The sequence below is a fragment of the Kribbella sp. NPDC051936 genome (genome assembly GCF_040680955.1).
Classification (GTDB): Bacteria; Actinomycetota; Actinomycetes; order Propionibacteriales; family Kribbellaceae; genus Kribbella.
On sequence record NZ_JBFAXS010000005.1, the window covers coordinates 609579 to 633950 of the forward strand.

The window sequence follows — 24372 nt, forward strand, 5'->3', positions numbered from 1 at the left end:
GAGTCGTTCTCAGGCGGGACGTACTTCGGCGAGGCGTTTGACGGAGTAGTCGTCGTCCCAGCAGACGGCGGCTTCCCAGGCGGCGGAGGCTTGGGCGGCGACGTCGTACGCGGCGGCGTCGAGGTCGGCGGCGTTGTCGGGCAGGACGAGGTCGAGGTCCGGGACGTCGACGTGTGACTCGTCCCAGTCGATCAGCCCGACATGATCCGCGGTCATGCGGATGTTGCCGGGGTTGGGGTCGCCATGGACGACGCGCGTCTCACGTCCAACCAGCCGCGCCCACGCGGCCCGGCACCGGACCACACCCTCCGGCGGCATCGCGCCGAGATCGATCTTCGTACCGGTCTCGGCATGCAGCAGGTCGGTCGACGACCGCCACCCCGGCCGCTGCGGCCAGCCCCGCGTCAACCGATGCAACTCACGCAGCGTGCCGGCCACCCGACGCCAGTCGGCCGGCGTCTCCGGCGGTCCACCGTCCAGATGCGTCATCACCACCAACCCGTCGGCAAACAGCCGCCCGTCCACGGTCGGAATCGGCACCGGCACCGTCAGCCCTTCACGGTCGAGATACCGCAGCAGCTCGGTCTCCCAAGCAAGATCAGCATCACTCCGCCCCCCGAGCCGCCCAACCGCCACCCGCCCACCAACCCGCACCCGCCAAACGTCATTGGCCACCCCACCCGACAACCGCTCAACCCGAACAGCGTCGTCCCCCCACAACCCCAACGCATCCCATCCCACCCGCCACACCCTACGGCGTACGGGTGGCAGCAAGTCTGTCCAAGATGGGGACTCCACGCCTGAACCCTTGGGTGACCTCTGGCGTCCACCAGTCAGGGCGGCAGAGGGCGCCCCTGGTCCGTGGGGATGAGACGCCGGCGGGTCACCGGCTGGGGTAGCTCGCGCGTAGAGCCAACCGGATGTGATGAGGTCGATCAGGGTGGAGGAGGAGCCCTCCTACTGGCGGGATCGCTTTCCGGCTGGGCGGCGCCTCGGTGCCTTGCTCGGTGGCCTCGCTGCGTACGGAGGTGCCGCTCTGCTGGGCCATGGGTGGGGGGCCTGCGACGTCGGCGTCAATGCCGGCGCCAACTCCGCGACTCTGTTGTTCTTCGTGCTGCCGTTCCTGTTCGGCCTGCTCTTCGCCGTCGTCTCTGGCAGCACCCGGCGTCAGAAACTGCTCGGCGTACTGGCCGTCTTCGCGTGGTTTGTGTTCGCTGGCAAGGCACACCAGTCGACTCACCCGACCCGCGATGCTCCGGCGGTGTCCCCACCTGGTGGCCGTCCTGGATACCCACCTGACTGAGCGGCGCCAACTAGCGGACCCAGCCCACGCCAACGGGGTGCGGGTGGCGAAGCCCCCGCCCGCGCCGAGCGAAGCGAAGTCGCACAAAAGAAGAGGGCGAGGCAGGCCGACGCTTTCCGTCGGCACACCTCGCCGCTCGCCCGAGCGGGTGACGAGAATCGAACTCGCGTAGCCAGTTTGGAAGATCGGTCGATGGCACGCTGACGGGTCCCGCTTAGGCGTGGAAGGGTGCCCGCTGAGTGACCCACTTGACCCCGGCTGACCTGTCGTAATTGCACGCTAATTGCACGGAGGTAGGTCGACCGCCACACCTGCCCCGTCCCCCTCATAGCTGCCAAACCCAGGTCAGCGCGGCGCATGTCAAGAGTCGGCTTGCCGATCCCGCAGGGACGCCGTAGGCGCTCTTGATGTGGGTCGTGATGACCGTACGATCGAGCGGCGAGGGGGATGGGGCTATCGGGAGGTCAGACGCCAGACACGTCGGTCATTGGCAGTTGGGAGCGCCTGGACGAGGAAGCGTCCCTGCTGCTGGGCACCGGCGAGGACGGCGCCCCGGCGCCGCCCGCAGTCCGGGGCCGCGCGCCGAAGGCGCGCCCTTGATCCATAAGAGCCAAACTCGGCAGAGAGACCGGGGGAGCTAGGTGTCCTCCGTCGACTGATGTGCGTCACTCGTCCGCCAGGTGATCTGCGACAGTGCGAAAGCACGGATCGCGGCAGAACCGGACGTTGCAGGCCGGAGGATCGAACGCGGCAGCTCGATCGGTTGCCGTGGAACTGACCCCCACCAGTCCGCGCCAACGGCGTTGAGTGGAGCCTGATCCCCGATCGTGGCAGGGGCTTCGCTCGGGAGCGGGTCGCTGACGATCACGCCTCGACGTGGACAACGGTCTGCTGATTGACCCATTCACCAACAAAGAAGCATTCAATTTGACGGTTGGCCGTGACGTCAGCGAGGGCAGCGCCTTCGGTCAAGGACAGGAGGTTATGCACGCACCGCAGAAAGTGGTAGGTACTGAACCGAGCAAGCGCATCGAGACCCTCGATCACCACGGCATGCGGCGTCGACTCCTCGCCCGTCAGGAAATCCCAGAGCCGATCATTGAACGCAGCCCAGCTTCCGGCGCCCAATTCATCAAACCCCAAGCCTCGCGTCAGTGCTTCGAGGAAGGCACCCTCCGGGTCCTCCGGACTCTCAGCCAAGCTCACGTCGACCACCACGAAGCCGGCACGGAACAGGCGCTCTCGGAGCTCTGAGGCGCTACTCGGGTTGACGAGGTACGGCTCCTGCCGCAACCAAGGGACCGCCGCCTCGACGTCCAGCCACGGGCGTTCAGGCGTCCCAGGATCCACCCACGGCGGGATTCTTCGCTCAGGACCCACAGCTTGGCCATTCTCCAGAAGTTCAACCCGACAACGTTCCACGAGCTGATCCAGATCAGAGCCCACGACCTGGACTCGATGACCCCGAGCGTCAACGATGCTCACCCTGAACACACCTGCCGACACTTTGGTGACCGAGGTCTTCCACCCAGGAAGCTCGTCACTTGGCGGCCACATCACCGCTCCATCATTTCCGACCGACCGATGATCTGTCATCGGCAGATCCGTGCGTTGGCCGCCGCCCCAGGTGTGGTGGCCGGGCTTCTAGGCTGTCGCGAGTCAGTTGGCAGACATGTGTCGCTGATCAACGGGCGGAGCACAGACCGGGGAGCTAGGCGGAGTGGCCGAGCGGCACAGCGTCGACCGTCCGCCACTCGTACATGCGGTTGTCGCGGTGCATCTCGATGAGTGACACGGCGTTGATGGTCAGGTCGGCCGGGTCGGCTGTGACTCGGTTGATCGTGTCGAGTGTGACGCTGGCGGGCTGCGGAGTGCTGACGTACGCAAGGCTGATGTGGGGCTGGTAGTTGTCGGCGTTGTCGGGGACGCCGTCCGGGCCGAACACATCCGCGATCGCAGCTCGCACGGTGTACCGGATGTCCTGGACCGGCACGAACGGGTCCGGCGGAAGGGCAATCGCCTCGGGCCGGATAACTGGCCGCTGGAACCGGACCTTGAGCGGCTCCAGCTCGCTGAGCCGGGAGCGCGCGGCCTCCAGGAGGGCGTCGACCTGCTCTGTGGTCACGTCCTTGACGAAGCCGACGCCTTGCATGGTGAGGTGTAGCCACTGCTGCGGGATCATGTCGAGGCCCGGCACGCTCGACAGCTCGGCCTGATAGCGGGCCGCCAGGCGGTGCAGCGGGGCCGCGTCCTCGAAGACGTTGATGTGCCAGGCATAGAACCGCGTGCCGATTTGCCAGCCGGGCCGCCACCACCAGTGGTCGGTGAGCTGGTCGGCGTGCTTGTGGGTCCAGTCGGGCGCAGTGGTCATGTCAGATGTCCGATCGGGCTTCGGGGGGCTTGGCCCCGTTCGGCAACTTCGCGGCGAGCTGGATCGAAGAGCATGAGCTGAGTGAACGCACGCGGGAGTTGTACGCGACCTTGCTGCGACTCCACGTCCATCCGTTCCTCGGGCGGAAGGAACTCGCGGCTATCGGTCCCGAGACGATCCGCAAGTGGCGCAAGGAGCTGGCCGAGGAGGGGCGGTCGGCGGATGCTGTGGCCAAGGCGTACAGGCTGGTTCGGGCAGTCATGGCAACTGCCGTGGATGACGGGAGGATCAAGCGCAACCCGTGCCGTATCAAGGGTGCTGACACCGCCGCCCGGGCTGAGCGACCGGTCGCCAGCGTCAAACAGGTGTACGCGCTGGCTGAGGCGATTGGTCCACGCTTTCGAGCCTTCATCCTGGCTGCCGCGTTCACCGGCCTGCGCTGGGGCGAGCTGATCGCGCTGCGCCGGATCGATGTCGACTTGGACGACGCCACAATCAGCGTGCACCGAAGCATCGCTGAGCTGAGCGGGGGCCGCCTGGTGGTAAAGCCGCCCAAGTCGGCGGCTGGTACCCGCGCGGTCCCGATCCCGGCTGTGCTCGTTGAAGAGCTGCGGACTCATCTATCGGAGCACGTCAAGGAAGGGCAGACGGCTCTCGTCTTCACCGGCCCGCGCGGTGGTACGCCAAAGCGGGGGAGCTGGCGGTCAACCGTGAAGTGGACGGCCAAGGTCGAAGCTGCGGGCCTACCGGCTGGGTTCCACTTCCATGACCTGCGTCACACCGGTAACCACCTGGCGTCGAAGAGTGGTGCGTCCACCAAGGAACTCATGCACAGGATGGGCCACGGGACGATGCGAGCCGCGCTGATTTACCAGCACGCTACTGATGCACGGGCTCGGGAGATCGCCTCCGCCCTGAATGAGGTGGTTGAGCGCGAGAACAGGCGGGATGACGACGACGGTGCCGCCGGGGTGCTGGTGCCGACCCCCTAGTTGCACGCTAATTGCACGCGGCCGGATCGGGCCTCAGCGTGAGAGAAGGCCCGTAGCCAGGGATTCCCTTTGGCTACGGGCCTTCTGCGTTCCGAGCGGGTGACGAGAATCGAACTCGCGTAGCCAGTTTGGAAGACTGGGGCTCTACCATTGAGCTACACCCGCGGTGCTCGGACATGATTCCATACGGAGCGCTGTGGACCCAAAACGGGTTTTCGGGGGCCCCGGTGGCGCGAGCACTGGTTCTGGGCGGCTAGACTCGTGCGGTCACTGCGGGGCGTAGCGTAGTGGCTAGCGCGCCTGCTTTGGGAGCAGGAGACCGCAGGTTCGAGTCCTGTCGCCCCGACAAACCCCGTGCAGCACCGGCTGTGGCGTCGGCTGTCCGGCGTCGCAACATGTCACCGAATCAAGGAGAACCGCCACCGTGAAGAGCACCGTCGAGTCCTTGAGCCCGACCAAGGTCAAGCTCATCGTCGAGGTGCCGTTCGAGGAGCTCAAGCCGAGCCTCGACGCGGCGTACAAGAGCATCGGCCAGCAGATCGTGGTGCCGGGCTTCCGCAAGGGCAAGATCCCGCCGCAGGTCATCGACCAGCGGGTCGGCCGCGGCCCCGTGCTCGAGGAGGCGATCAACGACGCCCTCCCGAAGCTGTACTCGCAGGCGGTCAGTGACAACCAGGTGAAGGCGATCGGCCGGCCTGAGGTCGACGTGACCGAGTTCAACGACAAGGAGAGCCTGCAGTTCTCCGCCGAGGTCGAGGTCCGCCCGGAGATCACACTGCCGGACCTGGAGGGCCTGGAGGCCGAGGTCGAGGACATCGCGGTGTCCGACGACGAGGTGACCGAGCAGATCGAGGCGCTGCGCCAGCGGTTCGGCTCGCTGAACCCGGTCGAGCGCGCGGTCGCCGACAAGGACTTCATCACGATCGACCTGTCGGCCAGCAAGGACGGCGAGAAGGTCGAGGAGGCGCAGGCGACCGGCCTGTCCTACCAGGTCGGCAGCGGTCAGCTGCTGGACGGGCTGGACGAGGCGGTCATCGGCCTGACCGCGGGCGAGAAGAAGACCTTCGTCACCCAGCTGGTCGGCGGCTCGCTGAAGGGCGACGACGTCGACGTCGAGGTGACCGTGACCGCGGTCAAGGAGCAGGAGCTGCCGGAGTTCGACGACGAGTTCGCGCAGACCGCGTCGGAGTTCGACACCGCCGACGAGCTGAAGGCCGACGTGCAGGGCCGGCTGGAGCGCGGCAAGCGGCTCGAGCAGGCCGGCGAGGCGCGCGACGCCGTGCTGGAGAAGATCCTGACGCTGGTCGACGTGCCGGTCCCCGAGGGCCTGCTGACCGACGAGCTGGCCGCCCGCAAGGAGAACCTGGAGCAGCAGCTCGGTTACTCCGGGATGACCATGGAGCAGTTCCTCGAGGGCGAGGAGCAGACCCAGGACGAGTTCGACGAGGACCTGAAGAAGCGCTCCGAGGACGCGATCAAGGCGCAGTTCGTGCTCGACCTGGTGGCCGAGCAGCAGGAGCTGAGCGTCAACGACCAGGAGCTGACCGAGCACATCGTCCGGCACGCGCAGCGTTCCGGCGTCAGCCCGGACCAGTTCGCCCAGCACGCGGTGGAGAACAACCTGGTCCCGAGCCTGGTGTCCGAGGTCGTCCGCGGCAAGGCGCTGGCCTACCTGGTGGAGAACGCGAAGGTCACCGACGCCTCCGGCAACACGGTCGAGCTGAAGACCCTGCAGCCGGACGGCACCTACGCCGACCCGGAGGCCGCCGAGGCCGAGGCGACCGCCGAGGAGCCGGAGCCGGCGAAGGCCTGACCCGCCGGCACCACCCCGCAAGGCCCGCAAGACCCCGTACGGCCCGGACCCCAGGTGGGTCCGGGCCGTACGCATGTTCGCCGGACGATCGCGACACGATCGCAAGAAACCTCGCCTACGGTGGCTGGTGAAACGATTTCCAGGCGAGGGGGCCGGGTGTGACCGCGCTGCTGCAGGAGCCGGAGGTACGGCGGGAACCGGACCGCCCGGCCGCGCCGGAGGTACCTGACGAGGCAGCGGCCGACGAATCCGGATCCGTTGTCCTGTGCGGCTGGTGAACGCGCCCGAATTCGCTCACAGCAGACGAACGGCGGGCGGGCGATGCGCCGTGAGCGAACACCTCCGGCCCAGCCTTAGGTCTGTCGCCGCCGACCAGTAATGTCGGGTTCGTGAACGAGACATTTGCAGCCAGCCCCACCGCCGCGGGCGGCAACGGATCCGGCGGACAAGACGACGACATCTACCGCGAGCTGCGGAAAAATCGGATCATCTTCCTGGGGTCCGAGGTTCGCGACGACAACGCGAACGCGATCTGCGCGCAGATGCTGCTGCTGAACGCGCAGGATCCCAACGCGGACATCTGGCTGTACATCAACTCGCCGGGTGGCTCGGTGGACTCCGGCATGGCGATCTACGACACCATGCAGTGGATCTCCAACGACGTCGCCACCGTCGGCATGGGCCTGGCGGCCTCGATGGGTCAGTTCCTGCTCTGCGCCGGCGCGAAGAACAAGCGCTTCGCTCTGCCGCACGCGCGGATCATGATGCACCAGCCCTCCGGCGGTATGGGCGGAACGGCGTCGGACATCAAGATCCAGGCCGAGCAGTCGCTGCACCTGAAGGCGCTGCTGTTCCGGCTGATCTCGGAGCACACCGGTCAGGCGCTCGAGCAGGTCGAGAACGACGCCGACCGGGACCGCTGGTTCACCGCCGACCAGGCGAAGGAGTACGGCTTCATCGACCACGTGGTCAGCAGCGCCGCTCAGCTCAGCCAGGGCAGCCCGAACTCCTGATCTCCCACTCCGTCAGTTAAGGACGCACCAATGAACTACTTCATCCCGCAGTGGGAGGAGCGCACGTCGTACGGCATGCGCCGGATCGACCCGTACACGAAGCTGTTCGAGGACCGGATCATCTTCCTCGGCACGCCGATCACCGACGAGATCGCGAACGCCGTGATGGCGCAGCTGCTGTGCCTGCAGTCGATGGACTCCGACCGCGACATCAGCATCTACATCAACTCGCCCGGCGGCTCGTTCACCGCGCTGACCGCGATCTACGACACGGTCCGCTACATCAAGCCGGACGTCCAGACGGTCTGCCTCGGCCAGGCCGCGTCGGCCGCCGCCGTGCTGCTCGCCGCCGGTACGCCGGGCAAGCGGCTCGCCCTGCCGAACAGCCGGATCATCATCCACCAGCCGGCCACCGAGGGTACGTACGGCCAGTCGAGTGACATCGAGATCCAGGCGAACGAGATCCTCCGGTTGCGCGCGCTGCTGGAGAAGATGATCGCCGACGCCAGCGGCAAGTCGCACGAGGAAGTGTCCCGGGACATCGAGCGGGACAAGTTCCTGACGGCCGAGCAGGCGATCGAGTACGGCCTGATCGACGACGTCCTGCAGTCCCTCAAGGCCCCGGTCCCGGCCGGCGTCTGAACAGGTTCAGATCAGGCTCGGCCGGTCTGACCGGCTGTCAAGAGCTTGACGCGTTCGCCACCGGCGTAGTCACAACCCGGTGGCGAGCGCGGTTTTTCGGCCCCGGACGGGGTACCGTCGAAAACGGTCCGACTGCGCATAGAAGGGATCTGTCCCGGTGGCACGCATTGGTGACGGCGGCGATCTGCTCAAGTGCTCGTTCTGCGGAAAGAGCCAGAAGCAGGTCAAGAAGCTCATCGCCGGTCCCGGCGTCTACATCTGCGACGAATGCATCGATCTCTGCAACGAGATCATCGAGGAGGAGCTGAACGAGGGCTCCGAGGTCGGACTCACCGAGCTGCCCAAGCCGCGGGAGATCTACGACTTCCTCAACGCGTACGTCGTCGGTCAGGACGTGGCCAAGAAGGCACTCGCGGTGGCGGTCTACAACCACTACAAGCGGGTCCGCGACGGCCAGGGCGCGTCGAGCGCCGGCCGGCACGCGAAGGACGAGGCCGTCGAGCTGGCCAAGTCGAACATCCTGCTGATCGGCCCGACCGGCTGCGGCAAGACCTATCTCGCCCAGACGCTCGCCCGGATGCTGAACGTCCCGTTCGCGATCGCGGACGCGACGGCGCTGACCGAGGCCGGGTACGTCGGTGAGGACGTCGAGAACATCCTGCTGAAGCTGATCCAGGCGGCGGACTACGACGTCAAGAAGGCCGAGACCGGGATCATCTACATCGACGAGGTCGACAAGATCGCCCGCAAGAGCGAGAACCCGTCGATCACCCGGGACGTCTCCGGTGAGGGTGTCCAGCAGGCGCTGCTGAAGATCCTCGAGGGGACGACGGCGAGTGTGCCGCCGCAGGGCGGCCGCAAGCATCCGCACCAGGAGTTCATCCAGATCGACACGACCAACGTGCTGTTCATCGTCGGCGGCGCGTTCGCCGGCCTGGACCATATGGTCGAGCAGCGGGTCGGCAAGAAGACGCTGGGCTTCAACACGAGCCGCGAGCCGGAGAAGCCGAAGGAGCTCGGCGGGTATGCCGACGTCATGCCGGAGGACCTGCTCAAGTTCGGTCTGATCCCCGAGTTCATCGGCCGGCTCCCGGTGATCACGACGGTGTCCCCGCTGGACCGCGAGGCGCTGATCAAGATCCTGTCCGAGCCGAAGAACGCGCTGGTCAAGCAGTACCGGCGGCTGTTCGAGATCGACAACGTCGAGCTCGAGTTCAGCGACGACGCGGTCGAGGCGATCGCGGACCAGGCGCTGCTGCGCGGCACCGGCGCCCGTGGCCTGCGGGCGATCATGGAGGAAGTCCTCCTGAACGTGATGTACGAGGTGCCCAGCCGCGAGGACGTCGCGAAGGTCGTCGTCACCGGCGAGGTCGTCCTGGAGAACGTGAACCCCACGCTGATCCCGCGCGACCAGATCGAGCGCAGCAAGCGCGACCGGCGCGAGAAGAGCGCCTGACACTCGCTGCTCAGCAGGAGGCCGGGTCCGCCGTACGGCGGGTTCCCGGCCTCCTGTTCCTACCTACAGGGAGGAAAGCACTGAGTCCGCTGCCGCAAGAGTCTCGTCGACCTGGTCCGCGGTGTGCTCGGTGGACAGGAACCACAGCCCGCGCGGGACGATGTTGATCCCGGCAGCGAACAACCCCGCATGGAACCGAGCCATCGCGGCCCGGTCGCAGGCGGCGAACGACCGATAGTCCGTGACGGCGGCCTGGTCCGTGATGTAGGTCTGGAACACCGGACCGGGCCCGTCGACGAGCAGCGGTACGCCTTGGCGCTCCGCCGCCGTCCGCAGGCCGGCCATCAACCGCTGACCCGTCGAGGTGAGCGGTGGGTAGACCGAGGCACGCTTCTCGTCGAGGTACGTCAGGACGGCGTCCGCCGCGGCCATCGCGACCGGGTGCGAGTTGAACGTGCCCGCGTGCGCGACCTTGCCGTCGGCGATCGACCCCATCACCTCGGCCGAGCCGACGAGCGCGGACACCTGCATCCCGCCGGCCATCGCCTTGCCGAACGCGGCCAGATCGGGGACGACGCCGAGCAGCTCGCCCGCCCCGCCCGGAGCGACCCGGAACCCGGTGATGATCTCGTCGAAGATCAGCAACGACCCGTGCTGCCTGGTGAGCTCGCGCAGACCTTCGAGGTAGCCGGGGGAGGGAGTGATGCAGCCGGTGTTGCAGAGCAGCGGCTCGAGGATGACCGCGGCGACCTCGTCCCCGCACCGGTCGAGCACCGCGGCGACGGCAGCAAGATCGTTGTAGGGCAGGACGATCAGGTCGTCCGCGTCGTGGCGCGGCTGGCCCGCCGTACCGCCGACCGCGGTCGGGTGCTTCGCGTCGCCGGCCAGCGCGACGTCGGGGTGCACGCTGTACAGGACCGGGTCGAGCCAGCCGTGGTAGTTGCCCTCGAACTTCACGATCTTGGGCCGTCCGGTGTGCCCGCGGGCCAGCCGGATCGCGCCGTGTACCGCCTCCGAGCCGACGCTGTTGAAGCGGACCAGCTCGGCCGCCGGCACCATGCTGCACAGGCGTTCGGCGACCTCGGCCTCCAGTTCGTGCTGCGCGGCGTACGCGACGCCACGGCGCACCTGTGCGGAGACCGCGTCCGCGACGAGCGGGGCGGCGTGGCCGAGCAGGTTCGGGCCTTGCCCCAGCACGTAGTCGAGGTACCTCTTGCCGTCCACGTCCCACAGCTCGGCGCCGCGGGCGTGGTCGACGAACAGCGGCTTGTCGGCGCGCCGCGCGTCGCTGGAGACGCCGCCGGCGATCACCTTCTTGGCGCGGGCATAGAGGTGGTCGGCTTGTGTGGGCACAGCGTCCTCCTAGTCGAGCTTCTCGGTCAGTAGCCGGAACTGCTGGCGTGGCCGTCCGCCCCCGGTCGAGCGAGCCGGCGGTAGCGGCCAAGCGAGACCTGCCTCGACCAGCTCCTTCAGCATCCGGCGTCCGGTGCGCTGGGTGACCTGCATGATCGCGGCGACGCTCTCGACGTCAACCACGACCTGCCGGCCCGGCGCGGAGCTCATGGCAGAGGCGATCGAGGTGACGATCTCCAGCGCCCGCTGGTCGATCGGCGACGTACCGTCGATCGGTGCGGCGTCAGTCGTCGCAGCACCGGGCTCCAGGTCCAGCCGGTCGCTGCTGCCGTCCAGATACACCGCTACCTTGCCGCCGGCCGCAACAGATTCCTCAACGGCCATGAGCGCGTTTGCCTCGGCAGCACGCGCAGTCTGGCCGGTGCCCGCGCCTACAGCGACAGGCACGCCCAGCTGTGCCGTCAACGCACCAAGGAAGGGCGCGACGGCGAACTGCTCTGTCAGCCGCAGCAGAGCGCCGTACGTCGTGGTGACGAGGAAGAGCGTGTCCGAGCGACGCGTTACCGAGGCACCGACCTGGCGGGCCTCGGACAGCAGCTTCTGGTGCGTCGACAACGCCAGCTCCTGCTGCCAGTAATCACCTGACTCGGCACCGGACGGAATGACCTGTACGGCGATCATCGCGAGCTGGTGCGCACCCATCCGCGTGCCCTGCCCGAGCAGTACGGCGGTCTCCAGCGCGTCCCGCACACTCGACCGCGTCGGCGCGATCCGCAGTACGGGTACGCCGTCCGCGCGCAGCTCGCGCTCCACGGACAGGATCGTGGTCAGCGCGACGGTGGTGTGCTGGCGCTCGAACTTCTCCCGGTGGAACGCCGCGAAGCCGGCCACCGACTCGGGCCCTTCGTACGGGACGTCGTACACCTGCGCCGTGTCGAGGCCGATCTCGCTGTACGCCTCGGAGACGTCCGCGAGGGAGAGCGAGTCGATGCTGACGCGGCTCAGGTCGACGGCCGGGATCGTCAGCGAGGCGCGCAGCAGAGCGGCGTACAGCGCGGCGCCGGTCAGCGGCAGGTGCGTCGACGGGACAGTGAGCCAGTGGCCGGTCGTCGCCAGGTCGAACGCCCACGGTCCGGGGAACACCGCCGAGTCGATGCGGTCCCGCAGCCGGAGATACCGTTCCTCGGCCTCCGACAGGTCGTCGTACCCGCCGGTCAGGAACCGCACGCCGTGCGCAGACCGCTCCGCGACCTCCTGGCCGACCTCCGACATGGTCTTCACCAGCCGGCGCGGCCCGAACAGACCGACCGTCACGGACGGCAGGCGCTCGCCGGACACCTGCTCGGTCTGCTGTGTCTCGTCGGTCATAGGTCAACCCCTCGTTCTCCTGGCCCGTCCGGCAACGGCCGCCACCGGAACAGCTTGCGGGCGTTCCCGCTGAGAACATCTTGGCGTTGACTCTCCGACAACGGTGCGCAGACCACCCGGCCCAGTGACATCCGCTGGTCGATGAACGGGAAGTCCGAACCGAACAGCACCCGGCCGCTGCCCACCTGGTCGACCATCGACCGGATCAGCGGCCCGGTCATCTGCGAACCGCAGACCTCGAGCCAGAGCGAGTCGTACCGGCTCGCCGCCTCGATCGCCTCGTCCACACCGGCCGGTGTGATGCCGGCGTGCCCGAGGATGACCGACGTCCCCGGGTACCGCTCCGCGACGGTGCGGAACAGCGCGGGGGCGTCGTACGGCGACTGGTGCTCGGAGTGACTGAGGACGGGGCAGCCGGTGGACTCGGCGAACTTCCACACCGCGGCGTACCGCGCGCCGGTGACCGGGTAGCGGTGCAGGCTCGGGTGCACCTTGATCCCGACGAACCGGTCGTCGCTCGCGACCCGTTCGAGTTCGCGCTCCGGGTCCTGCCACGGGTTGACGACCGCGTACGCCGCGATCCGGTCCGGGTACGCGTCGACCGCGGCGAGCGACTGGGAGTTACCCAGGTGCGCGTCCTGCTGGATCGCGCGGTTCGCCGAGAGCACGGTGACGTCGGTGCCGGTACGGTCCATCACCGCGACCATCGTCGCGGCGTCCGGCTCGGGGATGAAGAACAGCGAGTACGGGCCGAGGTGCGCGTGCACGTCGACAATTCGATGCTGCGGCCGGCGCCCGATCATGACCGGACCCCGCTCCGGAACAGCCTGCCCGCGGTGCCGGACCCGACCAGCCGGACCGTCGCGTCGTCGAGGCCCGACCACGCGAGCCGGACGACGCTCTCGCCGGGATCGCGGACGCCCAGGCCGGTCGCGAACAGCAGCCGGTCGGCGAGGTTGTTGGCGGCAAACCACTCGAGGCCCTGGTGCGCGGCGAAGTCGACCAGATCGACGTACACGCCTGCGTGCCCGTCGAGCACCGCCCACAGCTCGCGCAGCTTCCGGTAGCCGAGGTTCGACACGACGATCGGCAGCTCCGGGAAGCGGAGCGCGATCCGGGTCAGGTCCGGCCACGGCAGTTCCGCGGCGTCCGCGCACAACGGCAGGTGACGGGCCTGCAGCGCGTCGTACAACTCGTCGAGCAGCGCGGGGGAGAAGCCGTGGGACGCCGGGTGGATCCGGAAGGCGGCGACACCGTCGTCGACGGCGCGTTCGACCAGTGCGGTCAGGGAATCGAGCTCACCCGGCGTCGGCGGGACGGCGGTCCAGCACGCCAGGACGCCGCGGTCGGCGAGGCTGTGCGCGATCGCGGACGCCTCCGCGTTTCCGCCGATGGGGTCGTGCAGCCAGGACGCCATCGCGCTCACCAGGGCGCCGGACAACGCGTACCGATCGAGATGCGCGGCGATCGCGTCCCGATCGGTGGGCGGGAGCAGCGAAGCCGGGTGCGCGCCGCTGACGATCCGCGCGTCGAACCATCCTGCAGTGGCCGCGTCGGTCACCTGGTCACCCATGCCACACCCCGTCAACGGTCCAGGGCCCGGCGTAGGGGAGGGTGAGGTGAGCCCATTCGTTCTCGGTCGTCGTGTCAATGATCGTGCCGCCGAGCCGGATCTCGCCACCCGCCCGGACCCACAGGCCGCATCGCCCCGCGCAGGTGATCGCGAAACGCACGTGGCCCCCGCTCACCTTGGCCACGACGTCGACGTCGTCGGTGCTCCGGAGCACTTCGGGCAGCTCCCGGACTCGCCAACCGGTTGCCCACGACAACTGTCCGTCGACGTTCCGCGTCCAGGTCGACGGACCGATCCGGTCGACCGTCTCGCCGGATGTGACGACCAGTTCGCCGTCGATGCTTTGCACTGAGACCTCGGGCGGTTCGGCGCCGGCGTGCGGGATCAGTACGGTCGTGAAGTTCCCGGTCGACCGCGTGAGGCCGAGCGAATGCAGCGGGCCGTATTCGCCGACCCGACGGGCGAGAACCGGACGACGGGCGACTCCCTCGGAGACCCGGGCCGTGGTTGTTGCTGGATCGGCCGCCTCGACCAGCAGCAGGCCGGGTCCGTCAGGGCCGGCGGCGTCGTAAGCGAGAGGCCCTACCTGGCGCCATGGATGCAGGGCGTGCCAGTTCGCCTGGAACGTGTGTCGGCCGTCCGCGTGGTCGGTGACGACGACGTACGACGGTTCCTCGCGGACCATCGCGACCGTCCGCGCCTGCTCAAGGCCGTTGCCGTGGTGGCGGGCGGAGAAGATCGCTACTACGTCGGCGTCCACCAGCGAGTCGACAGCGATGCGACGGTCAGTAGACAGCTCCTGGTCGTCCACGAGCACTGTGTTGTGACCGCGGCCTGACTGGTACCACGTCTGATACAGAGGATCGTCGTAGCTCGGGGGACCACCCGCCTCCCAGAGCAACGGCTGTCCCCACCCGTCGAGCACCAGATCCAGTACGGCGCGATGCGAGTGCGACTCCAGCTCGTGCTCGATGTGCGGCCCGTGGTTGATCACCGCACGCACGTCAGGACCGCGCAGGATCGTGTACCCGGACTCGGGCAGGACGGTTGCCGGCGGAAGCTCAGGAACCGCTGCCGGCAACAGCCACTCCGCACGGTCCGGCCGTGTCGGAAAGGTCGCCACCTCGGCAGCGAACTCCGAAGGCGACAGCCACTGTCCCGCAATCTGTGCGAGCACCGGGTCGTTCAGCAGGTAACTCCCGCGCAGCAACGACGCTGCCGGCCACTCGATCCCGCTGTCCTGCAGATGCGGCAACCAGCCGCCCGTCGACACCAGCTCGCACATCCACGTGTGCATTGCGGCGAACCGGGGATGTGCCGCCACCGCCGGGTCGATCCGTGCAGCGGTCTGCAGTGCCGTCAACACCATCCGGTGGTACCCAGGTGAGCGCTCGTAGTGCCCACCGTCCGGATATACGTCCAGCACCAGGTGTTCCTCGATCCGCTGCCGCGCACGCTCCGCCCACGCCGCCGACTCCACCAGCGACGGCAGTACGGCGCTGAGGTGCAGCAGTTCCGTGGCGCACACGAGTTGCCAGTTCCCGTGCCGGAACACGTCATGCTCGTCGTACGCCCAGCGGGCTCCGCCGACGAGTGTTGCGACCAGCTGGCCCCACACGCGGTCGGACAGCGGCGAGTCGGTCAGCACTTCGAGTGCCGGCAGCAGGCTGCGGCAGCGGGCCCAAGTGCCGAGCGAGTACCAGATGACGTCCAGCCCCGGCCATTCGCCAGTCACCGAGTCCCGGCGTGACACCCACTCGTCCAGATGCTGCTCAAAAGCTTGCAGATAGCGGATGTCGCCGGTCAGCTGCCAGGCCTGCACACCAGGAGCCAGCCACCCGAGGTAGTGGAAGCCGTACAGCTGCGACCGGCCCAGCCCACTCCCCGTGACGTCCACACCATCCAGCAACGGAGCAGCCGCAGCCAGTACGGCAGCCGCCGCGGGAGTGGGCCGCGTCGCAGATGCCCACTCGGGCAACGGCCAGGCAGGCCGCTGCAACTGCCCACCGACAAAGGCCCGCAGCCCCGCCAGATCAGTAGCCGGCGACCCGAACGCCTTGATCAGGTCGTCCGTCCCGATCCGATTGATCCGCCCGTCGATGTGCCGCGGCTTCTCAGGACCCTCGCTCATGCGACCAGCATGGAGACGTAGACGGGTTGGCGGGTCTCGATGGAGAGGTGAGCGGCTTCCAGTACGGCGGTGACGTTGCGGCTGCTCTCGATGGTGATGAGGGGGTCGCGGCCGGTGCGGCAGCAGTCGACCCAGTGGGCGATCGCGTCGGCGTAGGCGCCGGCGGGGATGCCGTGCATGACGCGTTGCAGCATGTTCCGCGGGTACGTGTAGCCGTCGGGACGCGCCAGTACGACGTTCTCCTTCTGCCGGTCGAGCTGTACGACGCCGTTGTCGGCGACCACCGCGACGTACGAGTCGACCGTCGTCGGGAACGTGTTGGGATAGATCCACGCGGACTCGAACGTCGCGACCGCGCCGCGCGAGTACTCGGCCTGGATCTGGATGGCGTCCGGGGTCTCGATCCCGAGCGACCGGAGCTTGCCCCAGCGTGCCGTCGCGTAGACCCGGCTGACCTGGTCGCGGAGCAGCCAGGAGACCAGGTCGATGTCGTGACTGGACAGGAACCACGCGCAGGTCGTGCGGTCGGCCCAGGACAGCATCTCGGTCGGCACGAAGATCGTGTCGTCCTTGCGGGCGTACGCGACCGCGGCGTCGCCGAGGCCGTCGAGCAGCTCGTAGGCCTGGGCGTACGCCGGCACCCAGCGATGGTTGAACAGGCACATCGCGATCACGCCGTTGTCCCGGATCGCCTTCACAGCCGCGTCCGCCTCCGCGACCGAGGTCGTCATCGGCTTCTCGACCAGGATGTGCTTCCCGGCCTCCGCGGCCCGGACCATCATCTCGCCGTGCAGGTCGTCGGGCGTGGTCAGCACGACCGCGTCGACGGTGTCACTGGCCAGCAACGCTTCGAGATCGGGATGGACGACCGGCCGGGCGCCCCGCCCGGCGATCTCGTCGGCCAGCCGCTCGGCCGACTCCGCCGAGCGGCTCGTGACCGCGGTGATCGAGGCGTCGGCCCGGCCGGACAACGACAACGCGTTGCCGCGGCCCATGATCCCCGCGCCGACGATCCCGATCCGCAGTGTGTCCGTCACGTCTACTTACCCTTCGCCAGTGTGTCGTTCCACGCCTTCTCGGCGTCGTCCAGTGCCTGCTTCGCGGTCTTGGTGCCCGACATGTACGCGCGCACCTGGTCGTCGAACAACTGCCGCAGCTGCTCGTCGTTACCCGAGCCCATCGACGCGTCGACGCTCTGCTTGAAGGTGTCGATGAGGATCTTCCGGGCCTGGTCGGCCGGTGTGGTTCCGCTGATGTCGGTGAAGAACGGGTCCGCGAGGGCCTTCACCGACGACGGGTAGATCGGCACCAGCTTGCACAGCGCGAGTTGCTGCTCGGGCGCGGCGACGTACTTCAGCCACGCGGCCGCGGCGGCCTGGTTGTCCGATTTCGCCGGGATCCCCATCACCTGCTGGCCCGGCATGTAGAACTTGCCGTCGGCACCGGTCACCGGCGGACCGACCACGATCGACGAGTAGACGGCCGGCGCGTTCTTCTCGACGTTCAGCAGTGAGCTGGACACGGCCGCCGGGTTGAACGCGATCAGCTTGTTCTCCAGCGACTGCGGCAGGTCCCGCGGGTTCTCGCCGAGGCTGCCGGGCGCGATCGCGCCGGAGCTGTAGAGCGGCTTGAACTTCTCCAGCAGGGCCAGCGTCTCCGGGGTGTTGAACGCGGCCTGCTTGCCGTCCTCGGACAGCAGCGGGATGCCGTTGGCTTGCACCACGCTCGAGTACGCCATGAAGTTGGTCGCCGACTTGCCGGTCGCGTCGTGGTACTTCGTCGCGAGCGCGAGTGCCTCGTCGTACGTCGCCGGCGGCTTGGCCGGGTCGAAGCCCGCCTTGGCCAGCAGGTCCTTGTTGTAGAACGCCAGCGACGTACCGCCGTTGTACCAGGGGATCGCGATGCGCTTGCCGTCGACGACCAGTGGCTCGGTCAGGTTCGGCAGGTACGCCGCCACGTCCTCCTTGCTGAACAACGAGTTCAGGTCGGCCATCGAGCCGGCGAACAACCCGGTCGTGGCCGAGGTGAAGTTGACGACGTCCGGCACCTTGCCACTGGCGATCGAGGCCAGCAGCTTGGTGGTGATGTCCGCCCCCGGCACGTCCACCCAGTTGATGTGGACCTTCGGGTGCTCCTTCTGGTAGGCGTCGATCCATTTCTGGATGTCCGGCCCGTAGTTCTTCTGCAGGTTGATCGTCCACCACTCGACGTCACCGGAGTAGGCGTCGCCGGACTGTTTCTGGTCGCCGTCACCGCCCGCCGGACTGCCGGACACGCAGCCGGCCAGCGCCAGCACGAGAGTGGCAACAACAGCGAGTCGGAGTCTGAGCAGGGGTCGGGCCATCATTGGCTCCTTCAGAACGGAATGTCCTAAACCTGGCTTACAGACACCAGAGTGTTCGTCATCTGTTCGACAGAGTCAACGGAAACTGTCCAATATTTTCTGGAGTTACCGCTTCCGGTGTCGGAGGTTGTGCGTTACGGTTCCCGTCAGCTTGGTATCTGAAATCTGGGTTTCAGACACGAGGAGCAACATGCCCGGTCTCAAGGGCCGCGTCGTCGGTCAGCACTGGTACACGCCGTACGTGTTCATGCTGCCCGGACTGCTGTTCTATGCCGCGATGTTCGCCTGGCCCGCGGTGATCGCGATCCAGCTGGCGTTCTCCGACTACGACATCGTGCATCCGGTGCGCTTCTCCGGGCTGGACAACTTCGTCCGGCTGGCGCATGACCCGCGGGTCTGGATCGCGCTGCGGAACTCGCTGCTGTTCGTGCTGATGTTCCTGCCGCTGACCGTGGTCGCGCCGCTGTTCCTGGCGATGCTGGTGAACCTCAAGCTGCGCGCGATCCAGGCGTTCCGGATGCTGTACTACCTGCCGGTGATCACGTCGATGGTCGCGGTGGCGGTCGCCTGGCGGTACGTGTTCAACCGCGAGGGCGTCGTCAACTGGCTGCTCGGCCTGTTCGGCGCCGGACCGACCGACTTCCTGCTCGACCGGCACTGGGCGCTGCCGACCGTGGTGCTGCTGGAGGCGTGGAAGAACGCCGGTCTGTTCATGATGATCTACCTGGCCGGCCTGCAGGCGGTGCCGTCGGACCAGCTCGAGGCCGCGACGATCGACGGCGCGAACGCCTGGCAGCGGCTGCTGCACGTCGTCGTACCGTCGCTGCGGCCGACGTTCGCGGTGACGCTCGTGCTCAGCATGCTCGAGGCGATGCGCGCCTTCGAGTCCGTCTACGTGCTGACCCGGGGCGGGCCGCTCGACTCCACTCTGACCCTCGGCTACTACATCTGGTCGAAAGCCTTCGAGGACTACGACATGGGCTACGCGAGCGCCGTCGGCCTGCTGCTGTGGGCGATCATGATCGTCCTGGCCGGCTTCAACCTCCTGGTGACCCGGCGGAGGGACGTCTGATGGCCCGCAGGTTGTACCGACCGAAGCCGCGGATCAACGGCCGGCGGATCGGTTTGTACGTGCTGCTGATCGCGGTCGCGGCGTTGTTCGTCGGGCCGTTCCTGATCCTGCTCAGCGCGGCGACGAAGCCCGCCAGTCAGGACGTGTTCGGCTTCCCGCCCGACCTGATCCCGCGGCCTCCGGTGGCCGACTGGTTCCGCGAAGCCTGGACGACGATCCCGTACGCGCGGTTCCTGGTGAACTCGGTGATCTACGTCGGCATCACGGTCCCGGTGTACCTCGTGGTGTCCGCGCTGACGGCGTACCCGCTGGCCAGGATCGCGTTCCGCGGCCGCGGGGTCTTCTTCATGCTGTTCCTGTCGATCATGTTCCTGCCCGGCGAGCTGATGCTGATCCCGCGGTTCCTGGTGATGAGCCAGCTCGGCCTGACCGACACGTTCGCCGCGGTGATCCTGCCGGCCGTCCTGTCGTCGCTCGGGATCTTCCTGCTCCGCCAGGCGTTCTCGCAGATCCCGGACGAGATCGTCGAGGCCGCCCGCGTCGACGGGGCGAACGAGTTCGCGATCTTCTGGCGGATCTGCGTGCCGATCGTCGCGCCGACGCTCGCCGTGCTGGCGATCCTCGGCTTCGTCTCGGTGTGGAACAGCTTCATCTGGCCGCTGGTGGTGCTGACCAGCCAGTCCAAATTCCCGATCGCCCTCGGGATCGCCTACCTCAGCGGCGTCGCCGGCACCGACGTCCGCGGTCTCGCCGCCGGCACCGTGATCTCACTGGTGCCGGTCGTCATCGTGTTCCTCCTGCTACAGAAACGCATCCTCAACAGCATGGGCGGCGCAGTCAAAGGCTGACCTCCCCACCACCCTTGTGAGGCAATCATGAACCCCACCCGCCGCACGTTCGTTCTCGGAACCACAGCGGGCGGTGTCGCCGCCTGGGCCGGTCTCCCCGCCCTGTCGGCCTCCGCCGATCCATTGGTCTACGACTCCCCAGAGGCGTTCGACGCCGCGCAGGCCGGCTATCTCGCCTCCAACGCCCAGGACAACGAGGCCGGGCTCTACGCCTGGGGTGAGTCCTACTTCCTGCTCGGCCTGCTCCGGATGTACGAGGCCTACCAGGACGAGCGCTACCTGCGCACGTTCGAGGACCGCGCTCGGCACCTGATGCGGACCACCGACCACTCCCGGAGGGTCAAGGACTACAAGGGCAGGTCCGGCCCGGTCTGGCGGACCGCGGGCAACTACACCGCCGGCCACGGTGTCCTCCCGGACTGGAACGGCGCCCCCGCGGTGCAGCTCCGCTGGGCCGGGACCAGATCGGCCGAGTCGACCGCCGCAGTCCTGAACGTTGCCGATGGCACCTTCGACCTCGTGCTCCGCAACCCCGCTACCACGACCGTTGTCACGCTGCCGGCGGTCAGCCTCGATCCGGCCTCCCCGGCGTACGTCGTGACCGCGGTCAACAACGCCTACAACGCGTCCCTGCGCTGGACGGCGGTCGACCTCCGCACGACTCCCGCCGCGGCGCCCGCACCGGCGGCGGCCACGATCACGTTCACGTCGCAGTACTACGTCTTCGCGGTGCACACCGGGATGATCGCGTTCCCGCTGGCCCGCTACGCCCGGATGGTGCTGCAGTCGGCGAAGCTCCGCGGCGAGCGAGGCGACTTCGCGCGCGAGGTCCTGGATGCGGCCAAGGGGGCCGTCGAGTTCCACGAGCCGGAGTGGGTCTCGCGCGCGGACGGCACTGGCGACTACGTGTGGCCGAAGGGTGCGCCGATCCCGTTCGACGGCACCATCCAGCCGTACAACCAGAGCCAGGGCATCGGGCAGGTGCTGGTCGAACTGTTCCGCGTGACCAAGCAGCCGAAGTACCGGACGCGCGTGCTGCAGATGCTGAAGGCGTACGAGCCCGCGCTGCGACTCGTTGACGATGCCTATGTGTGGACCTACTGGCCGCCGTACAGCGAGCTGTACGCCGGGTACGCGAAGACCGCGGGTATCTCGGAGTACACGCCGTCGTACCCGGCCGCGAAGCAGATCGAGGACCTGAGCCACGCCGCGATCAGCACCGAGTTCGTGCACGCGGCGTACGACGCGGGGATCGACGGCGGGCCCGCGACCGACATCCAGCGCTTCACGAAGACGTTCACGCAGAAGCTGGTCCGGTCGGCGACCGAGGTCTGGTACCGGGTCGACGGGACAGGTGTCGCGGTTCCGGCGAACGCGGTGCAGTGCGCGCGCTGGGGCGAGTACGCCGAGCAGGATCTGCTCGTGTACCAGCAGTCCCTGCGCGTGTACGACGCCGTCCAGCTGGTTCCGGTGCAAGGCTCGCACGCGTTGGGGATCGCCTACCTGAACTGGGCCAAGAACTCTGGTTGGAGGAACAAGTGAGACTGCTCCGGATCCACGCCGACGACGGACTGCGCGACGCCGTACTGGCCGACGACGGCCGGGTGGTGACGTTGCCGGGAGCGTCCGAGGCGTTCGACCCGGACCGCTGGCGGGAACGCGCCGCCGCGGCCACCGACGCGCCGGTGGAGTTCGGGGCGGTGCGGCTCGCCGCACCGCTCAGCCCCGGGAAGATCGTGTGCGTCGGGCTGAACTACGCCGACCACGCGGCCGAGGGCGGGCAGCAGGCCCCGGCCGAGCCGATCCTGTTCCTGAAGGCTCCGGACACCGTGGTCGGTGCGTACGACGACGTGGTGATTCCGCGCGGCGGCGAGAAGACCGACTGGGAAGTGGAGCTCGGCGTCGTGATCGGCCGGACGGCGGCGTACATCGCAGACGAGGCGACGGCGCTCGACCACGTCGCCGGATATGTCCTGGTGAACGACGTGTCCGAGCGGCACTTCCAGCTCGAGCGCGGCGGGCAGTGGGACAAGGGCAAGAACTCGGCCACGTTCTGCCCACTCGGACCGTGGATCCTGACCGCCGACGAGGTGCCGGACCCGCAACAGCTCAAGCTCGGGCTGGATGTGAACGGCGAGCCGCTGCAGGACAGTTCGACGGCCGAGATGATCTTCGGCGTCGCGCACCTGGTGCACTACATCTCGCAGTTCATGACGCTCTACCCGGGCGACGTGATCAGCACCGGGACGCCGGCCGGTGTCGGCGCGGGCCAGAAACCACCGCGGTACCTGCGCGAAGGCGACGTCCTGCGGGTCTGGGCCGACGGCCTGGGCGAACAACACAACAAGCTCGTCGCGGCACCGTGACGAGCGCGTACCTGACCGCGATCACCGAGCTGCTCCGGCGGATCGAGGCGGAGGAGCAGGAGTCGATCACGGCGGCCGCAGCTGTCCTCGCGGACCAGATCGCCGCCGACCGGCTCGTCCACGTCTACGGTCCGGGCGGGCATTCGAACCTGGCGGCGCAGGAGATCTTCTTCCGGGCCGGCGGGCTGATGCACGTCTCCGCGATCCTCGACGAGGGCACCCTGCTGTCGAACGGCGCTCTGCGCTCGATGGCGGTCGAGCGTACGCCGGGGTACGGCCGGATCGTCATCGACACCGCGGGCCTGGGCGCGGACGACGTTCTCGTGCTGGCGAACGCGTACGGGATCAACGCGGCCCTGATCGATGCGGCGCTCGCGGCGAAGGAGCGCGGCGTACGGACGATCGGGGTGAGCTCGCGGCAGCACGCGCAGCGGACCGCGCCGGACCATCCGGCGCGGCACCCGTCGCGGGCGAACCTGCACGACCTCGTCGACGTCGCCGTCGACACCTTGGTGCCGATCGGCGACGCGGTGATCGAGCTCGACGGACTGCCGCAGCGGGTCGGTGCGGTCTCCACATTCGCGAACGCCTTCGCGCTGAACTCGATCGTGCTGCGAACCCTCGAGGAACTCGTCGCCCGCGGCGTCACGCCGCCGATCTGGCGCAGCGGCAACGCCCCGGGCGGCGACGAGGCGAACGCCGAGTTCCTGGAGAACTTCCGGCATCGGGTCAAGTGGCTCTGACGACAGGACGTAGTCGTCTACGTATACGTCGCCGTGAGCGTGGGACAGACCGCGAAGACGGGCCGGGGCCTGGATACCTCCTGTCCTCAGTGCACAGCCGCGGCGATGCTGTCGGCGAGCGGGGTGGTGGGACGCCCGATCAGGCGGGTGAGGTCGCTGCCGCGACCGGTCAGCAGGCCGCGCTCGACAGCCTTGTCGATGTCGACGAGCAGTTCGGCGAGCGGCTCCGGCAGGCCGGCGCCGGTCAGGATGCCGAGCAGCACCTCGCCGGGCACGTTGTTGTAGGCAACTTCCTTGCCGGTCTTCCGCGAGAGCTCGGCGGCGTAGTCGGCCAGCGACCAGTCGGTGTCACCGTTCAGCTCGTACGCCGCCTTGTCGTGGCCGTCCGTGCTGAGGACGACAGCCGCGGCCGCCGCGAAGTCGCGCCGGGAGGCAGTGGCTAGCCGGCCGTCGCCGGTGCTGCCGACGACCCCGTGCTCGAGCTGCGTCGCGAGCTGCTCGGTGTAGACCTCGTTGTAGAAGCCGTTGCGCAGGAAGGTGTAGGTCAGGCCGGAGTCGAGGATCGCCTGCTCGGTTGCCTTGTGGTCGGCGGCGAGGGCGAGGTCGGCCTCCGGGCCGCCGAGGATGCCGGTGTAGGCGATCCGCGCGACGCCGGCGTGCTTCGCGGCGTCGATGACGGCCTGGTGCTGAGCGAGCCGGTTGCCGACCTCGCTGCTGGAGATCAGCAGGACCGTGTCGCCGGGGCCGAAGGCCTTCGCCAGCGCGTCCGGGTCGTTGTAGTCGGCGATCCGGACCTCGACGCCGCGGTCCGCGATCGGGGCCGCCTTCGAGGCGTTCCGCGCGACCGCGACGATCTGCTCGGCGGGCACCCGCTGTAGCAGTTCGTCGATGACGAGCGTGCCCAGATGACCGGTGGCGGCGGTGACGACGATACTCATTCCTGCTCCTTGTCGTTGACGTTCTGTCATCGACAGTAGGCCGCGT

The 24372-nt window shown here is 68.1% G+C and carries 22 protein-coding genes and 2 tRNA genes; 12 read left to right on the forward strand and 12 right to left on the reverse strand.

What is annotated here, in order from left to right; translation table 11 throughout:
- Positions 1 to 9 precede the first annotated feature (9 nt).
- Positions 10 to 798 (reverse strand): phosphotransferase, encoded by a 789-nt coding sequence (locus tag AB0L64_RS20600; RefSeq protein WP_363712213.1) that lies wholly within the window; start codon positions 796 to 798, stop codon positions 10 to 12.
- A gap of 142 nt (positions 799 to 940) precedes the next feature.
- Between AB0L64_RS20600 and AB0L64_RS20605 the strand changes: the two genes are divergently transcribed.
- Positions 941 to 1303, forward strand: coding sequence for a hypothetical protein (locus tag AB0L64_RS20605; RefSeq protein WP_363712215.1), 363 nt, complete (start codon positions 941 to 943; stop codon positions 1301 to 1303).
- A gap of 864 nt (positions 1304 to 2167) precedes the next feature.
- On the opposite strand, the gene AB0L64_RS20610 is transcribed toward AB0L64_RS20605, so the two are convergent.
- Positions 2168 to 2749: a hypothetical protein gene (locus AB0L64_RS20610; protein WP_363712216.1), complete on the reverse strand. Its 582-nt coding sequence runs from the start codon at positions 2747 to 2749 to the stop codon at positions 2168 to 2170.
- A gap of 265 nt (positions 2750 to 3014) precedes the next feature.
- Complete coding sequence (locus AB0L64_RS20615; protein ID WP_363712218.1) at positions 3015 to 3674, reverse strand: 2'-5' RNA ligase family protein; 660 nt, start codon at positions 3672 to 3674, stop codon at positions 3015 to 3017.
- Between the two features lie 5 nt (positions 3675 to 3679).
- Here AB0L64_RS20615 and AB0L64_RS20620 point away from each other — a divergent pair, with 5 nt between their 5' ends.
- Positions 3680 to 4666, forward strand: a complete 987-nt coding sequence (locus AB0L64_RS20620) for a tyrosine-type recombinase/integrase (RefSeq protein WP_363712220.1) — start codon at positions 3680 to 3682, stop codon at positions 4664 to 4666.
- A gap of 94 nt (positions 4667 to 4760) precedes the next feature.
- Here the strand turns inward: AB0L64_RS20620 and AB0L64_RS20625 are convergent.
- Positions 4761 to 4831 (reverse strand) — tRNA-Gly (locus AB0L64_RS20625).
- A gap of 108 nt (positions 4832 to 4939) precedes the next feature.
- On the opposite strand from AB0L64_RS20625, the gene AB0L64_RS20630 reads away from it, so the two are divergent.
- The 5 genes from AB0L64_RS20630 (at position 4940) to clpX (ending at position 9590) form a co-directional block, all read left to right on the forward strand.
- Positions 4940 to 5012: transfer RNA gene (locus tag AB0L64_RS20630), tRNA-Pro, on the forward strand.
- Positions 5013 to 5090: 78 nt separating this feature from the next.
- Positions 5091 to 6479: a trigger factor gene (gene tig / locus AB0L64_RS20635; protein ID WP_359938002.1), complete on the forward strand. Its 1389-nt coding sequence runs from the start codon at positions 5091 to 5093 to the stop codon at positions 6477 to 6479.
- Between the two features lie 389 nt (positions 6480 to 6868).
- Complete coding sequence (locus tag AB0L64_RS20640) at positions 6869 to 7492, forward strand: ATP-dependent Clp protease proteolytic subunit (RefSeq protein WP_363712223.1); 624 nt, start codon at positions 6869 to 6871, stop codon at positions 7490 to 7492.
- 30 nt (positions 7493 to 7522) lie between these two features.
- Positions 7523 to 8134: an ATP-dependent Clp protease proteolytic subunit gene (locus AB0L64_RS20645; RefSeq protein WP_359937999.1), complete on the forward strand. Its 612-nt coding sequence runs from the start codon at positions 7523 to 7525 to the stop codon at positions 8132 to 8134.
- 157 nt (positions 8135 to 8291) lie between these two features.
- Positions 8292 to 9590, forward strand: coding sequence for an ATP-dependent Clp protease ATP-binding subunit ClpX (clpX, locus tag AB0L64_RS20650; protein ID WP_350277727.1), 1299 nt, complete (start codon positions 8292 to 8294; stop codon positions 9588 to 9590).
- Between the two features lie 63 nt (positions 9591 to 9653).
- On the opposite strand, the gene AB0L64_RS20655 is transcribed toward clpX, so the two are convergent.
- From AB0L64_RS20655 to AB0L64_RS20685, 7 genes are read right to left on the reverse strand one after another with little or no spacing between them, the layout of a single operon-like run.
- Entirely contained in the window at positions 9654 to 10943 is a 1290-nt protein-coding gene (locus AB0L64_RS20655; RefSeq protein ID WP_363712226.1) for a glutamate-1-semialdehyde 2,1-aminomutase, read from the reverse strand.
- A gap of 9 nt (positions 10944 to 10952) precedes the next feature.
- The gene (locus AB0L64_RS20660) at positions 10953 to 12311 is read right to left on the reverse strand and encodes a hypothetical protein (RefSeq protein WP_363712227.1); all 1359 of its coding nucleotides are present in this window, start codon (positions 12309 to 12311) and stop codon (positions 10953 to 10955) included.
- Positions 12308 to 13114: an amidohydrolase family protein gene (locus tag AB0L64_RS20665; protein ID WP_363712229.1), complete on the reverse strand. Its 807-nt coding sequence runs from the start codon at positions 13112 to 13114 to the stop codon at positions 12308 to 12310. The genes AB0L64_RS20660 and AB0L64_RS20665 overlap by 4 nt, the downstream gene beginning before the upstream one ends.
- Entirely contained in the window at positions 13111 to 13884 is a 774-nt protein-coding gene (locus AB0L64_RS20670; protein WP_363712231.1) for an amidohydrolase family protein, read from the reverse strand. Before AB0L64_RS20670 ends, AB0L64_RS20665 begins: the two co-directional genes overlap by 4 nt.
- Positions 13877 to 16015, reverse strand: coding sequence for a heparinase II/III family protein (locus AB0L64_RS20675; RefSeq protein WP_363712233.1), 2139 nt, complete (start codon positions 16013 to 16015; stop codon positions 13877 to 13879). The genes AB0L64_RS20670 and AB0L64_RS20675 overlap by 8 nt, the downstream gene beginning before the upstream one ends.
- Positions 16012 to 17052 carry a Gfo/Idh/MocA family oxidoreductase gene (locus AB0L64_RS20680; RefSeq protein ID WP_363712235.1) on the reverse strand — a complete coding sequence of 347 codons (1041 nt, stop codon included), beginning with the start codon at positions 17050 to 17052 and terminating at the stop codon, positions 16012 to 16014. The genes AB0L64_RS20675 and AB0L64_RS20680 overlap by 4 nt, the downstream gene beginning before the upstream one ends.
- A 2-nt stretch (positions 17053 to 17054) precedes the next feature.
- Positions 17055 to 18359 (reverse strand): sugar ABC transporter substrate-binding protein, encoded by a 1305-nt coding sequence (locus tag AB0L64_RS20685; protein WP_363712237.1) that lies wholly within the window; start codon positions 18357 to 18359, stop codon positions 17055 to 17057.
- A gap of 190 nt (positions 18360 to 18549) precedes the next feature.
- Between AB0L64_RS20685 and AB0L64_RS20690 the strand changes: the two genes are divergently transcribed.
- Genes AB0L64_RS20690 through AB0L64_RS20710 form a run of 5 tightly spaced genes read left to right on the forward strand, consistent with a single transcriptional unit; the run spans position 18550 to position 23388 of the window.
- The gene (locus AB0L64_RS20690; protein WP_355689376.1) at positions 18550 to 19431 is read left to right on the forward strand and encodes a sugar ABC transporter permease; all 882 of its coding nucleotides are present in this window, start codon (positions 18550 to 18552) and stop codon (positions 19429 to 19431) included.
- The gene (locus tag AB0L64_RS20695; protein WP_363712240.1) at positions 19431 to 20279 is read left to right on the forward strand and encodes a carbohydrate ABC transporter permease; all 849 of its coding nucleotides are present in this window, start codon (positions 19431 to 19433) and stop codon (positions 20277 to 20279) included. Before AB0L64_RS20690 ends, AB0L64_RS20695 begins: the two co-directional genes overlap by 1 nt.
- Before the next feature lie 27 nt (positions 20280 to 20306).
- Positions 20307 to 21821, forward strand: a complete 1515-nt coding sequence (locus AB0L64_RS20700) for a hypothetical protein (RefSeq protein ID WP_363712242.1) — start codon at positions 20307 to 20309, stop codon at positions 21819 to 21821.
- The gene (locus AB0L64_RS20705; RefSeq protein WP_363712243.1) at positions 21818 to 22645 is read left to right on the forward strand and encodes a fumarylacetoacetate hydrolase family protein; all 828 of its coding nucleotides are present in this window, start codon (positions 21818 to 21820) and stop codon (positions 22643 to 22645) included. The genes AB0L64_RS20700 and AB0L64_RS20705 overlap by 4 nt, the downstream gene beginning before the upstream one ends.
- A complete protein-coding gene (locus AB0L64_RS20710) occupies positions 22642 to 23388 on the forward strand; it encodes a sugar isomerase domain-containing protein (protein ID WP_363712245.1) in 747 nt (248 codons plus the stop codon). Before AB0L64_RS20705 ends, AB0L64_RS20710 begins: the two co-directional genes overlap by 4 nt.
- Before the next feature lie 86 nt (positions 23389 to 23474).
- Here the strand turns inward: AB0L64_RS20710 and AB0L64_RS20715 are convergent, their stop codons facing one another.
- Positions 23475 to 24326: an SDR family oxidoreductase gene (locus AB0L64_RS20715; RefSeq protein ID WP_363712247.1), complete on the reverse strand. Its 852-nt coding sequence runs from the start codon at positions 24324 to 24326 to the stop codon at positions 23475 to 23477.
- Positions 24327 to 24372 lie beyond the last annotated feature (46 nt).